Annotated in this window: 15 protein-coding genes; 6 read left to right on the top strand and 9 right to left on the bottom strand. The window is 58.9% G+C overall.

Features of this window, described 5'->3' with window-relative positions; translation table 11 throughout:
• Positions 1–22 precede the first annotated feature (22 nt).
• On the bottom strand, positions 23–262 hold the full coding sequence (locus tag WA302_RS01815; protein WP_336062506.1) for a hypothetical protein: 240 nt from the start codon (positions 260–262) through the stop codon (positions 23–25).
• 368 nt (positions 263–630) lie between these two features.
• Between WA302_RS01815 and WA302_RS01820 the strand changes: the two genes are divergently transcribed.
• From WA302_RS01820 to WA302_RS01840, 5 genes are all read left to right on the top strand, one after another.
• Complete coding sequence (locus WA302_RS01820) at positions 631–957, top strand: gamma-glutamylcyclotransferase family protein (protein WP_049206185.1); 327 nt, start codon at positions 631–633, stop codon at positions 955–957.
• A 109-nt stretch (positions 958–1,066) separates the two neighbouring features.
• The gene (locus WA302_RS01825) at positions 1,067–1,210 is read left to right on the top strand and encodes a hypothetical protein (RefSeq protein ID WP_016928795.1); all 144 of its coding nucleotides are present in this window, start codon (positions 1,067–1,069) and stop codon (positions 1,208–1,210) included.
• Positions 1,211–1,335: 125 nt separating this feature from the next.
• A complete protein-coding gene (locus WA302_RS01830; protein ID WP_043135729.1) occupies positions 1,336–2,868 on the top strand; it encodes a glycosyltransferase family 39 protein in 1,533 nt (510 codons plus the stop codon).
• Between the two features lie 327 nt (positions 2,869–3,195).
• Positions 3,196–3,747 (top strand): flavodoxin family protein, encoded by a 552-nt coding sequence (locus WA302_RS01835; RefSeq protein WP_004940045.1) that lies wholly within the window; start codon positions 3,196–3,198, stop codon positions 3,745–3,747.
• 629 nt (positions 3,748–4,376) lie between these two features.
• On the top strand, positions 4,377–5,825 hold the full coding sequence (locus WA302_RS01840) for a GGDEF domain-containing protein (RefSeq protein WP_038628979.1): 1,449 nt from the start codon (positions 4,377–4,379) through the stop codon (positions 5,823–5,825).
• Positions 5,826–5,831: 6 nt separating this feature from the next.
• On the opposite strand, the gene WA302_RS01845 is transcribed toward WA302_RS01840, so the two are convergent.
• Entirely contained in the window at positions 5,832–5,993 is a 162-nt protein-coding gene (locus WA302_RS01845; protein WP_015376921.1) for a YnfU family zinc-binding protein, read from the bottom strand.
• A gap of 81 nt (positions 5,994–6,074) precedes the next feature.
• Positions 6,075–6,554, bottom strand: coding sequence for a cold-shock protein (locus WA302_RS01850; protein WP_025301823.1), 480 nt, complete (start codon positions 6,552–6,554; stop codon positions 6,075–6,077).
• A gap of 166 nt (positions 6,555–6,720) precedes the next feature.
• Here WA302_RS01850 and WA302_RS01855 point away from each other — a divergent pair, with 166 nt between their 5' ends.
• Positions 6,721–7,230 carry a VOC family protein gene (locus WA302_RS01855; protein WP_043135732.1) on the top strand — a complete coding sequence of 170 codons (510 nt, stop codon included), beginning with the start codon at positions 6,721–6,723 and terminating at the stop codon, positions 7,228–7,230.
• 36 nt (positions 7,231–7,266) lie between these two features.
• On the opposite strand, the gene WA302_RS01860 is transcribed toward WA302_RS01855, so the two are convergent.
• The 6 genes from WA302_RS01860 to WA302_RS01885 form a co-directional block, all read right to left on the bottom strand.
• Entirely contained in the window at positions 7,267–8,094 is an 828-nt protein-coding gene (locus WA302_RS01860) for an amino acid ABC transporter ATP-binding protein (protein ID WP_025301825.1), read from the bottom strand.
• A gap of 9 nt (positions 8,095–8,103) precedes the next feature.
• Entirely contained in the window at positions 8,104–8,991 is an 888-nt protein-coding gene (locus tag WA302_RS01865) for an amino acid ABC transporter permease (RefSeq protein WP_019454099.1), read from the bottom strand.
• Positions 8,992–9,021: 30 nt separating this feature from the next.
• Positions 9,022–9,549 (bottom strand): GNAT family N-acetyltransferase, encoded by a 528-nt coding sequence (locus WA302_RS01870; protein ID WP_043135734.1) that lies wholly within the window; start codon positions 9,547–9,549, stop codon positions 9,022–9,024.
• A gap of 9 nt (positions 9,550–9,558) precedes the next feature.
• A complete protein-coding gene (locus tag WA302_RS01875; protein WP_049206184.1) occupies positions 9,559–10,479 on the bottom strand; it encodes an ABC transporter substrate-binding protein in 921 nt (306 codons plus the stop codon).
• Between the two features lie 26 nt (positions 10,480–10,505).
• On the bottom strand, positions 10,506–11,831 hold the full coding sequence (locus WA302_RS01880) for an LLM class flavin-dependent oxidoreductase (protein WP_049206183.1): 1,326 nt from the start codon (positions 11,829–11,831) through the stop codon (positions 10,506–10,508).
• Positions 11,832–12,020: 189 nt separating this feature from the next.
• Positions 12,021–13,184, bottom strand: coding sequence for a M20 peptidase aminoacylase family protein (locus WA302_RS01885; RefSeq protein WP_043135741.1), 1,164 nt, complete (start codon positions 13,182–13,184; stop codon positions 12,021–12,023).
• Positions 13,185–13,502 lie beyond the last annotated feature (318 nt).

Consider the following 13,502-nt stretch of genomic DNA (forward strand, 5'->3'; position numbering starts at 1 on the left):
TATGAGCCGGGAGGGAACCCGGCTATTTGTACAGCGTGGCAAAATCGAATGCGAGCGCCGCATCAACGGCTTTGCCCTGGGTTTCAAACGGAACATCCGAGACGAGCGGCCAGTGACCTTTGTGCCAAACATAAAGCCAGTGCTGGCCCTCTTCGTCTTCACGAATCGCGAACATCGGAGGGCTGTTCTGCTGTGGTTCTGGGTATCTGTCGTTTTCGTTGAGAATGAAGATCTGCCGGCCGGCGAGTGTGATGCTGCCCATTTGACTGCTCCGCTGATGGGTATGCAGTAATGGTAGCTGGTGGTGGGATTGATGGGTAGGAATGGTGTCATATTGGTGACGTCACTACGGTGCCATTAAGGCGTCACTAATATGTCATCACTTGCCAATTCGTGTCACTGTGAATGCAGAACGGCCTTTAATTACAATGGGTTAATCTTTATGTCACTTTCTTCTAAGCCGTAGGTCATAGGTTCGAATCCTATAGGGCGTGCCATTACTTCCTTGATTTTCTTCCCCCCGACTTGTTCCCTCAAAAATTCGACTGCGTAATCCATACTCTCGTTGGCTCGCCATTGAGCGCCATGCTATGTTCGTTCGCTAACTTTTAGTCAGTGGCAGAGAGCAACATGCAAAGCTTATTCGTTTACGGCACCCTGGGGCCGGGCAGACCCAACGCGCACATTATGGAAGCCATCGGCGGCAGCTGGGAAGAAGGCAGCGTCGGCGGATCGCTGCTTAACGAAGGCTGGGGCGCCGAGATGGGCTACCCAGGCATCGTGTTGGATAACAGCGGCAATCGCGTGAACGGTTTTCTGTTCCGTTCAGCTAATCTCGTCAACCACTGGCCGACTCTCGATGCGTTCGAAGGTGAGGGGTATGAACGGGTGGCGGTCAGCGTCTCCACCGCCGGCGGCGAAACCGTCGATTCGTTTATCTACATGTTGAAGAAATGAGATGAAGCCGCCTCGCCGAGTGAGTGCGAGGCGCTTGACCCGCCGGCAATTGAACTTTCGTTTATTTTGCCGCGCTACAATAGGCGAAAATTTCCCCATGGAGCCTATCGTGCGCAAATCCAGATTCCTGCTCGTGACCTTGCTGTGCCTGTGCGCCGCCGCCGTGCTGTACGTCATGGCTTACCGGGCGTTGGGGCATTACCTCAGCGACGGGGAGAAAGCCTACCCGGATATCAGCGTTGAAATCCGCTGAGGGCCGTGCGGCGCCGCGGTGATTGCACCGACTTTTTCGCACTGATTTACCCGCCATTTACCCGCCGTCGGCAATGATGACGCTGCGTCTCCACACGGTGTGGTTCTCTTGGGCGGAATGCCGTTATGTCACTGCAGCAGGTATCGAATGTTTCTTTGAGCAACAACGGCTTAAAGGGCATCGGTTACAAACATTACGCGTTGGCGATCGTGGCGTTTTCGGCGATCGTGCGATTTATTTCCTTATCAGATCGGTATTTTTGGTGCGATGAAGCCTCCAGCGTACTGACCAGCCGCTATGACGTGGGCGCTTTGCTGTACCACGCTTCTTTCGATGTTCACCCGCCGCTTTATTACCTGTTGCTGCATGGCTGGATGGCGCTGTTTGGCGACGGCATCATGGCGGCCCGCTCGCTGAGCCTGGTGTTCGGCGTAATGACGGTGGCGCTGGCGATGCGTTTTACCCGTTGGTTGACCAATGAGCGGGCGGCGCTGATAGCGGGGTGGCTGATGGCAATCATGCCGATGGCGGTGCGTTACAGCCAGGAGGCGCGCATGTACGCGCTGATGGGGATGCTGGCGATCGCCGCCGCCATGGCGTTGGCGAAGTGGCTGAAAACGCCGGATAACCACCGTTACCTGGCGCTGTATGCGTTATTGATGACGCTGAGCTTTTATACCCACTACTTCACGATTTTTACGCTGATCGCTCACTGGCTGGTGCTGCTGGCGCTGTCGTGCCGCCGCGAAGGCGTACGTTACATCAAGCAGCCGGCGTGGTGGCTGGCCAATGTGGCGATCGGGGTGGCCTACATTCCCTGGCTGCTGGTGCTGTTCAATCTGCTGGCGCATATCGCCGAGCTGCGGGTCGGCGGCGACGTCGGTTGGATCCCCCAGGTTTCCTGGGGCGATCTGCCGGCGATGTATTGGCGTTTTCTCACTGGGCATGATGGCAGCAATTATCCGACGGTCATTCTCTGGCTGCTGCCGGCGATGTTTATCGCCTTATGTTCATTGCTACTGTGGCGGCGGGAGACGCCGAGAACATTCTCGCTGCTGCTGCTCGGCGGCATTCTGATCCCGGTGACGTTGGTATTCGCCATTTCCTGGCGCTCGCCGCTGTTTGTCGATCGCTACCTCTATTCGGCCGCGCTCGGCATTCCGCTGGTGTTGGGCGTGCTGATCGCCGGCACGAAAAGCCGGGTGCGCGGGATTTCTTTGCTGCTGTTCTTCAGTTTGCTGTTCGGCTGCGGCGTGCGTAACGATTACCCGGTCGAGAAAGATGAGTTCAAAGTGATGGTGCACTACATCAACAGTCTCTATCAGCCTAACGATGCGGTGGTGGTCAGCAACATGTTCAACTACCTGAGCTATGTGTATTACAACAAGCAGGGCTATCGCGCCCTGTTGTATACCCCGGCCAGGCCCAACGGCATTTCGGGCAAGCCCAATGCCTATGGTTTCGGCACCTTTTTCCACGATCGGGCGGCGCAGACTTACGTCGATAATCTCAGCGCGTTAGCGAAAGGCCATCGCCGGGTCTGGCTGGTCAGCGGCGGCGATTTCAATCAGGACTTCGGCCGTTCGCCGCCGGGATGGGTCAATACCGGCACCTTCAAAAGCGGCGGTTTCGAATCGCGCCTGTTCGTGGTGCGTTGAGCAAAATGTCATATTTCCCATTCGGCGTTACATCTGGCCGAGCAAACTTACGCGGGGATGACAGTTCTATACATTGGGATTGGTACTGTAGCTCTACCCGATGATGTTGTGTGTTATCCATTCCCTGTAGTGTATTACCCCATCCCTGTTAAGTTTATCCCGCCTTGTGCGGGATTTTTTTTATCTGCGCATACCCGGCGGTGCGTAACGCGATTTTTTTGAATAACACCGTCAGTTTTATTCGGTATTCAGCCGCTGCGCGCTTGATTAGATTGAACGCGAGAGGGGGCGCCGTCGGTGCCTTTGTGCAATGAGTGGAGAATTTCTATGGCGAAGACAGTAGTGGTGTTTCATTCCGGCTACGGCCATACCGAGCGTTTGGCGAAAGTCGTGGCGGAAGGTGCGGGGGCGGAACTGATCGCCATCGATCAGAACGGTGACATCAGCGACGAAGCCTGGCAGACGTTGGATGAGGCGGACGCCATCATCTTTGGCTCGCCGACCTATATGGGCGGCCCGTCCTGGCAGTTCAAGAAATTCGCCGACGCGAGCTCCAAAGCCTGGTTCGGCCGCAAGTGGCAGGACAAAGTGTTCGGCGGCTTTACCAACAGCGCCAGCCTGAACGGCGACAAGCAGGTCACGTTGATCGCGCTGCAGACGCTGGCTTCGCAACATGGCGGCCTGTGGGTCAGTCTGGGGCTGCTGCCGGCCAACACCAAATCGGCGCAGCGTACCGACGTCAATAACCTGGGCGGTTCGGTGGGGCTGCTGGTGCAGACCCCGGCGGATGCCGGCGTGGATGAGATGCTGTCGGGCGATCTGGCGACCGCCAAGCTCTATGGCCAGCGCGTAGCGGGCTTTGCCGCCAAACTGGCGTAAGGCCTTGCCGTGTAGATGGGGTGGCGGTGCGGTTGAACGGATGCCGCGTTCATTTTCTCTGCACAATTGGCGTGTAGGCTGCGAAATGTTATTAGCCTGCTTGGGCTAACACTGCATTTCGTACAAATATTCCCGGTTCCTAGGCCGGGTTTTTTGTTGCTAAGGTCTGCTTAAGCTTTCACCGCTATACTGCGTGGCAACACGGGCATGCAAGGCATGGCCGTGTTGTAACTGTCGATTTGCTGTTGTTCAAGCAAGCCCGCTTCATGCGGGCTTTTTTTGGGTTGTTATTGCACGGGCGGCCCAGTTGCAGGAAAATAATCGCGCAGTTATTCAAACATCATTCAACGACCAATAACCACAAGCTTATTAATGTAATTGACGCCGTCGGCGACCTATTACGCTATGCGCTATGCTGACAGCAGAGTGCCATTATTTGCTGACGCTACGCGGGTGTGCCCGCCGCAGCCGAACGGGGCTAAGAAAAGTCTGTTAATTAAATGTTAACGTTTTTTATTATTGATTTGTCTGGCTTTTTTGGTTGAAATCCGGGTTGACTATCCCTCACTGGCCGGGCGAGAGAGTATGCACATTATTATTCTGGTTATTAGCAAAATATGGGCAAGGCGATGAACGCCAGAATAAACGCCAGGCATGGCCTGCCGCTAACGGTTCAGCTGATCAATCTTTTCATGCTGGCTTTTTTGCTTTCCCTGGTGGGTATTCTTAGCCGGCCGATTGGCTCGCTTTCCTTATTTTGGCCAGTGAATGCGATTCTGCTCGGTCTGCTGCTGCGCAAACCCATTTACGGCACGCCGCTCGGCTGGCTTACCACCTATCTGGGCATGGTCGCCGCCGATCTCAGCACCGGCGAAGGTTGGTCTCTGGCGCTGTGGCTGAACGCCTGCAACATGTCGCTGATCGCCGTCGGTTACGGCATCATGCTGATGCTGCCACAATCTCAACGGCGCATGGGCAAGCCCCAGGCGATACTCTATATGTTCAGCGCCAGTTTGGCCGGCGCGGCGGTGGCGTCGACGCTGTCGGTGCTGCGTAATGATAGCCTCTATAACAACACGGTGGTGATCGCCTGGCTGGCTTGGTTCAGTGAGCAATTCTCGACGACCTTGCTGCTGTTGCCGGTGCTGATGGCGGCGCCGCGGCTGAAGCAACTGCTGCGCATGCAGGTACGTTGGCGCCTGAAAGGCTGCCTGCCGTTGCTGGCGTTGCTGCTGTCGCTGGCGTTTAGCGTCTATATCGGCGGGCCGGGCGCCATCGCCTTCCCGATCCCGGCGCTGCTGTGGTGCGCGGTACGCTACCCGCTGTTCCCCGTGACGTTGCTGACGTTGTTGACCGGCATGACCGAGATCAGCAGCATTTCTGCCAACCTGGTGCTTTATGAAACGCCGAACAACCACAACGCCTTCCTCGATACCCTGATGTCCGCCCGATTGGGCATCGCCATGCTGGTGATGGGGCCGCTGATCCTCGCCAGCTCCATCGCCGCCAACCGCAAGCTGATGCGGCGTCTGGAGCACAGTGCCAACCACGATTTTCTGACCGGGGTGCTGGCGCGCAGCGCGATGACCCGCAAAGCGGGCGAGTTGCTGGAGCATAAACACCGTTCCAAAGAGGCGGTGTCGCTGCTGCTGATCGACATCGATCATTTCAAGCAGATCAACGATACGCACGGCCACAGCGCCGGCGATCAGGTTTTGGCGTCGTTCGCGCACATCGTGCGGCGCGAGCTGCGTCACGATCAGCTGTTCGGCCGCTTGGGCGGGGAAGAGTTTGCTATCATGCTGCCGCGCGCGCTGGCGGCGCAGGGCGTGGCGCTGGGGGAACATTTGCGCCGGCTGGTGGAGCAGACGGAGCTGCAGGCGGAAGGCAAGCAGACGTTGAAAATCACCATCAGCGTCGGCGTCGCCAGCCTGGCGATGAATGAGGTGAAATCGTTGGAACAGCTGATGAATATGGCGGATATCGCGCTGTATCGCGCCAAATCGCAGGGGCGTAATCGGGTGGAGTCGTTCAACGTGATCAACGGCAACAGCGTCGAGCATATCCTGTTCCGTTAACCGTTTTCAGCCTTGCCTGGGCTCGAAGCGGGTTTCGCAATTAGGGCAAATCAGTATCACATCTTGCAGCATTGCTGCGCATTTTTGCCGGGTAACATAGCCGCATTTAGGGCAGACGATTTGGGTGGAGCGGTTGATAAAACCTTTGACGCTGCTGGAATCGGACATATCAATGGCCTGTGTCAGGTGAAAACTCACGCTAACACAGGCAACGACAAATTTCGTTGGTTATTTTCCGTACGCAGATACTTACAGGCTTTTCAGCGCCTTGATGGTTTCATCCATATCGATCTCGTGCTCGGAGAAGGTATGGGTGGTGTTCTGGAAGGTGGTAATGGTCAGCATGCGCAGCGTTTGCATGGTCTGCGCCTGATCTTCGGACTGTGGGCGAATGCGGTTCATCAGCAGGCCAACCGACAGCACGGTGTTCTCTTTATCCACGTCGGCTTTGACCGGCACTTCCTTGGTGAAGGTATTAAAAGACTTGATGCTGGTGATCTTGATTCTTTCATTGGCGATGATGATGTATTTGCTGGGCGCCAACACTTTTACCGCATAAGCCGACGGGCCTTTGGTGTTGTTGGTTGGCTCGAAGGTGACCGCCGCGTTTTTCTTAATCAGCTCCGGGTTCTGCACTTTAATCACGTGAAAATAACGATTTTCTCCGTTCTCGTCGGTAATAAAGCCGAAGCCTTTGTCTTCAAAAAAAGTCGTTATCTTGCCGTTCATCGCTATTCTCACAAAAGGGTTCAATACAGCGCTTATGATAGCGCGGAATGCCTTGCAGCGACAGATTGCGCGGGCGGCATTTAGTCATGCGATAACGGCATTTAGCGGCTTCCTGGCCACATGCTATGTTCATGCTGACTTCATTCAATGCGAAAAAGGAATATCGATGGGCATCAAACGTCTCAATCACGCCGTGCTGTATGTCAGCGATGTGCGGCAGAGCGCCGACTTTTATCATCAGGTCTTGGGCTTCAAGCTGAAGCCGTCCGACAGCCCCGATCGCGCGGTATTTACCCAGGCCGCCGATTCGGAAAACGATCACGATTTGGCGCTGTTCAGCAAGAATCTGGGCCAGCAGCGCGCCGGGGTGTTTCGTGCCAACAACGAGCCGCCGGCGGAGCATGAGCCACCGGCCGGGCTGTACCATCTGGCCTGGGAAGTGGACAGTCTGGAAGAGCTGGAGCGCATTCGTCACCAGTTGGCCGAACGCGGTATTCTCGGGCTGGAAGAGGATCATGGCGTGCACAAAAGCATTTATGGTCACGATCCGGACGGGCTGCTGTTCGAGGTGACCTGGTTTATTCCGCCGGCGTTGCTGACCGACGAGGATAAAAACCAGCAGGGGATCCGCCCGCTGGATTTCGCCGCCGAGAAGCGGCGTTTCGCCGGCCTATAAGCGGCTCAGGTGTGGGGCGCCACGGCGCCCCGACGATCACAGCACTTTGTTGAGGAAGTTAACGGTGCGCGGATGCTGCGGTTGGGACAGCACCTGCCTGGCGTCGCCCTGTTCGACGATCTGCCCGTCGACCATAAACACCACCCGATCCGCCGCTTCGCGTGCAAAGCCGATTTCATGCGTGACCACCACCAGCGTGACACCCAGATCCGCCAACCCCTTAATCACGTCCAGCACTTCGCCGACCAGCTCGGGATCGAGCGCGGAGGTCGGTTCATCGAACAGGATCACCTTCGGGTTCAGCGCCAGCGCGCGCGCGATGGCGATGCGTTGTTGTTGGCCGCCGGATAGGTGGCGCGGGTAGGCATCCGCCTTGTGGCGCAGCCCGACGGTATCCAGCAGCTCATAGGCGACCGCCTTCGCCCGCTCGCGGGAGTGAATTTTGTGCACCACCGGCGCTTCGATGATGTTTTCCAGCACCGTCAGGTGCGGGAACAGATTGAAATTCTGGAACACATAGCCGACGTTGATGCGCTGCCGGAGGATGGCCTTTTCCTTCAGCTCGTACAGCCGGTTGCCCTTGCGGCGGTAGCCGACGTAGTCGCCGTCGATGCGGATAAAGCCCTCGTCGACGCGCTCCAGGTGGTTGATCGCCCGCAGCAGCGTCGATTTGCCGGAGCCGGAAGGGCCGAGGATCACGGTAACGGTGCCCGGCTGCAGCGTCAGGCTGACGTCGTCCAGCGCCTTGTGTTTGCCGAAGAACTTGCTGACGTTGCTGATTTCGATCAGGCCGCGTGCCGGCACCGGGGTGAGATTGCGTACCGGCTGCTCGGGCAAGGCATAATAATCAATGGCTTCAGACATGTGGGTCTCCTAACGTTTTAGCCAGCCGGCCAGTTTCTGCCAGGGCGTCGGCGGCAGTTCGCGCACCGCGCCCCGGGCGAAATAGCGCTCGATATAGTATTGGATCACCGACAGCGCGGTGGTGATGAACAGGTACCAGACGGTGGCGACCATCAGCAGCGGTATCACCTGCTGGGTGCGGTTATAGATAACCTGAATGGTGTAAAACAGCTCCGGCAGCGCCAGCACGTAAACGATTGAGGTGCCTTTCGCCAGGCTGATGATCTCGTTGAAACCGGTCGGAATAATGGAGCGCAGTGCCTGCGGCAGAATGATACGGAAGGTGCGACGATAGCCCGGCAGGCCCAGCGCCGCCGCCGCCTCGTGCTGGCCGTAATCCACGCCCAGGATGCCGCCGCGGATGATCTCGGCGGTGTAGGCGGACTGCACCAGCGTCAGGCCCAGCACCGCCACGGCGAACTGGCCGAGAATGTCGATGGTGGGAAAGCTGGCGAACACCACGGAGGTGAAGGGAATGCCCAGCGAGATGGCGTCATACAGATAGGAGAAGTTGTACAGAATGATCAGCACCAGGATCAGCGGCAGAGAGCGAAACAGCCAGATATAGCCCCAGGCCAGCGACGCCAGCAGGTAGGAGCGCGACAGGCGCGCCAGCGCCAACAGGGTGCCGAACAGGATGCTGAACAGCGTACCGAGCAGCGTCAGCAGCAGGGTTTGCCCCAGCCCCGCCAGTACCGCCGGCGCGAAGAACCACTCGGCGAACACGCCCCATTCCCAGCGCGCGTTACCCGCCACCGATTGTACGATGGCGGCCAGAATAAACAGCGAAAACAGCGCGCCGATCAGCCGCAGCGGATAGCGGGCGGGCACCACTTTCAAGACTTCTTGTTTGGACATGTCATGTCTCCTGATACAGATAAAGGGGCCTTAGGCGATTTTCCTTTCCGACGCGCAACAACACGCATCCTCTGCAATCAGGCTTTTGCGGAACGGCAGGCGGCCATCGTAGGGCGGGCGGCTGTAAACCTCGCTGTCGACGGTGGGATCGAACTGCGGCTGATACCCGTTGTTCAGATACAGGCCCACCGCTTCGGGCTGGCGAAAGCCGGTGGTCAGATAGAGCCGGCGATATCCTTGCGCCAACGCCAGCGTTTCCAACTGCTGCAACACCCGCTGTGCCAGGCCCTGGCGGCGCAGATCGCCTCGCGTCCAGATGCGCTTCAGCTCGGCGGTCTGTGCGTCATAGCGTTTGAAGGCGCCCATGGCGATCGGCGCACCGGCGCGCAGCAGCACGATGAAGGCCCCTTGCGGCGGCGCGTACAGGTCCAGCGCTTCCGGTTCCTGGTCACCAAAATAGTCGCCGTAACGCTGGCGATATTCGCCGAACAGCCCCTCGATCACCGGGGCGATCAGCGGGTCGGTCGGCAGCGTCTGAATGAAAGTGTCTTGCGTCATCGCGCGCTCCTAATCGCCCAGGCCGGGCGGGTTGATTTCCGACTGCGCAAGGCGTTCGACGCTCTCGCCCCAGCGGTTGAGCACCCGATCGTACTGCCCGCCGCGGATCGCGCCGTTCAGCGCTTCGTTCACCGCCTGCACCAGGCCGTTGCCTTTACGGGTGGTGACGGCGATGTGTGCCGCCTTGGGCCAACCGCCTTCCACCGTGCCCGCCAGCCGGGTGCGGCCGTTCAGCGCCGCTTTATAGGCGCCCAGCACGTTCGGCCCGAAGTAGGCGTCGGCGCGGCCGGACTGGATCGCCAGCGTGGCGGCCGCATCGTCGGTCACGTAGATCGGCTGGAAGGGTTTGAGCCCCTGCTGCCGGTTCTGTTTGTCCCACGCCAGCAAAATTGCTTCCTGATTGGTGCCGGAGCCAACGATGATCTTTAATCCGGCGATATCGGCAGGCTGTTTGATCGTCGCGATCTTGCCGCCGGTTTTGACGTAAAAGCCGAGCGAATCGATGCGGTAGGTGGCAAAGTCGAAGCGGGTTTTGCGCTCTTTGGTGACGGTGACGTTGGTGATGGCTGCGTCATATTTGCCGGAAACCACCCCCAGCGGCCAGTCTTCCCACGAGGTTTGCACCACGTTTAATTCAAGCCCCAGGCTGTCGGCCACCAGCTGCGCGATATCCACTTCGCTGCCGATCAGCCGCCGGTTATCGGCGGCAAACAGCGCCAGCGGCGGCGTGTTGAGCGCGGCGATTGCAACGGTGAATTGGCCCGGCTTCACGAAGTGGAAATCGGCCGGCAGTTTGGCGATCGCCTGCGGGTTTTTCGGCGCGTGGATCGGGATTTCATTGGCCTGTAAATCGATGCCGGTGCCCGCCTGCGCGGCGCCGGTCAGGCTCAGCAAGGCCGCCACGAGGGCGGCGGTAACGGTTTTCTGCATAGCGGATATCCCTGAAAACGATCTTATTATTGGGTGAATCTGTTCAACGGGCGCTTCAGGCCCAGGTGCTCGCGCAGCGTATCGCCGTGGTACGCCTGACGGAACAGGCCACGCTGTTGCAGGATGGGTACCACCCGATCGACGAAGTGGCCGAAGGCGCTGGGCGTACCGCCGCTGATGATGAAACCGTCGGCGGCTTCACCGTCGAACCAGCGTTGCAGGCCGTCCGCCACCGCTTCCGGCGTGCCGCTGAACACCGGGCGCGGCGAGGCGGCTTCCAGCGCCACCTGGCGCAGCGTGAGGTTACGTTCGCGGGCGCTGCGCTTGATGGCGTCGGTAGTGCTGCGGAAGCTGTTTTGCCCCAGATCGCCGATGTCCGGGAAGGGGGCGTCCAGCGGATGGCGGGAAAAGTCGTAATGCTCGAAGTAGCGACCAAGATAGTTGAGGGCGTTCTCAATGCTGACCAGGCGGGCGGTCTCCTGGTACTGGCGCTCGACGTCCGCGTCGTCGTCGCCGACGATCACGCTGACGCCCTGGAAGATGCGCAGGTCGTCCGGTTCGCGCCCCTGCTCCACCAGCTGCCGCTTCACGTCCTGATAAAAATTCTGCGCTTGTTCCAGCGTGTCGTGATGGGTGAAGATCGCATCGGCGTGTTGAGCCGCCAGCCGTTTGCCGTCTTCGGAGGCGCCGGCCTGGAACAGGATCGGGCGCCCCTGCGGCGTGCGGCCGATGTTCAGCGGCCCCTGCACCGAGAAGAACTCTCCCTGGTGATTGAGGGTGTGTAGCTTGCCGGTGCGGAAGAATTCGCCGCTAGCCTTGTTGCGCACAAAGGCATCGTCTTCCCAGGAATCCCACAGCCCTTTGGCGACGTCGAGAAATTCGCCGGCGATGCGGTAACGCAGGCTGTGTTCCGGGTGTTCGGCGCGCGAGAAGTTTTTGGCCGAGCCTTCCAGCGGCGACGTCACCACGTTCCAGCCGGCGCGGCCGTTGCTCAGGTGGTCGAGGCTGGCGAACTGGCGGGCGACGGTGAACGGATCGCTGTAAGAGGTGGAAAGGGTGCCTACCAGGCCGATTTTATCGGTGGCGGCGGCCAGCGCGGCCAGCAGGGTGAGCGGTTCGAAACGATTAAGAAAATGCGGAATGGATTTTTCGTTGATATATAACCCATCGGCGACAAACACGAAATCGAATTTCCCCTGTTCGGCTTTTTTCGCCGAGGTGATATTAAATTCGAGGTTGATGCTGGCGTCGGCGGTGGCATCCGGGTGGCGCCAGGCGGACATATTTCCCGATGCGCCGTGCAGAATGGCGCCCAGCCGTAATTGCCGTTGATTATTCGCGTTGTCGCTCATCGTGATTATCCTGTCATGCGCCGCAAAGGCGCGCGGTGTCTGATGTGTCCACTATTGATGAGCGGCAACGGGATGTAAAACAACAAAACAGCATATTCAAATGTTGAAAACTGCAAATATCACGGCGAGCGAAAATAATAATCCCCGGCGCGGTATCTGCGGCGTCGGGGAAATACTATTTCACGTTATTCAGGCGTTGCTGAGGGCTTTTTCTGGCGCGGTAGTGAGCTGTTGCAGCGTGCGTTCCGCCAGCAGCGTAAAATATTGTGCCGCGGGGAACAGGGCGCGTTCATCGGGATTGAAACGCGGATGATGCAGGCCGAACTCGCTGGCGGAGCCGATGCTGACGAAGACGCCCGGCACGTGATGCAGATACAGCGCGAAATCTTCACCCCCCATTTGCAGCTCCGCCTCTTCGACCCGGTAGCCGGCCTCGGCGGCGACGGTTTTGCTGAACGCCGCCCAATGGGCGTCGTTGATCACCGCCGGCGGCCCCGGCTGCCAGTGGAGTTCGGCCTGCGCGCCGAGCGCGGCGGCAACGCCGTCGATCACCTGGCGAATTTTATCAGGCACCTGGCGGCGCACCGCGTCGCTGTGGGTGCGCACCGTGCCTTCCAGCTCCACGGTTTGCGGCAGCACGTTCCAGGTATTGCCGCCTTCGATGCGCGTCACGCTCACCACCAGCGATTCCAGCGAGCTGAAGCTGCGGCTGGGCAGCGTCTGCAGCGCGCCGACGATCTGGCTGGCGGTGACGATGGTATCGACGCCCTGTTCCGGTTTGGCGGCGTGGGCGCCTTTGCCGGTGATGAGGATCTGGAAACGATCGACGTTGGCGTAGAACGGCCCGGCGCGGGTGGCGAAGGTGCCGGTGGGCAGCTCCGGCGCGTTATGCAGGCCAAATACCGCTGCAACGTTATCCAGCGCGCCGGCGTCGATCAGGTGCCGGGCGCCGTTGAAGGTCTCTTCCGCCGGCTGGAAGAAGATGCGCACCGTGCCGGGCAGCTCGGCCTCACGCGCTTTGAGCAGGTGCGCGGCGCCGAGCATCACCGAGGTGTGAAAGTCGTGGCCGCAGGCGTGCATTACGCCGCTGTTTTGCGAGCTGAAGGGCACGTCGGCGATTTCGTCGATCGGCAGGGCATCAATGTCGCCGCGCAGCGCGATAATCGGCCCCTTGCCGCTGCCGATCTCCGCCACGACGCCGGTTTTCAGCGCCAGCGGCAGCAGACGGATGCCTGCCTCTTCCAGCCAGCGGGTCAGCCGGGCAGTGGTGGCGAATTCGTGATTGGAAAGTTCCGGGTTTTGGTGCAGCTCACGCCGATAGGCGATGATTTTGTCTGCCAATTGGCTGGTCATAGGCTTGGCTCACAGTGGGAAATAAACCCTAACCCTAGTGCAGGGACCGCCGAAGCAAAAAGACCATCTGGTTATATTTCATAGCGATTGCGTCTGCATGGGGGCGTCAACGCTGGGGGAAGCGGGCGAGTTTGGGCGTTCGCTCGTTGTTCGCCGGCGCAGGGAGAGGTTTGGCCTGGAACGGTAACGTATCGCAACCGGTGCAATCCATTTACACCGGACAACACGGATTTTTTCACTCTTTATCGGATTTCTGTGATCGCGGTGGTGGACAAAATCCTGCCTGCTTGCTGTACTGTAATCGACACAGGTTTTGTG

It is taken from the genome of Serratia sp. 201 (genome assembly GCF_037027545.1).
Taxonomy (GTDB): domain Bacteria; phylum Pseudomonadota; class Gammaproteobacteria; order Enterobacterales; family Enterobacteriaceae; genus Serratia; species Serratia bockelmannii.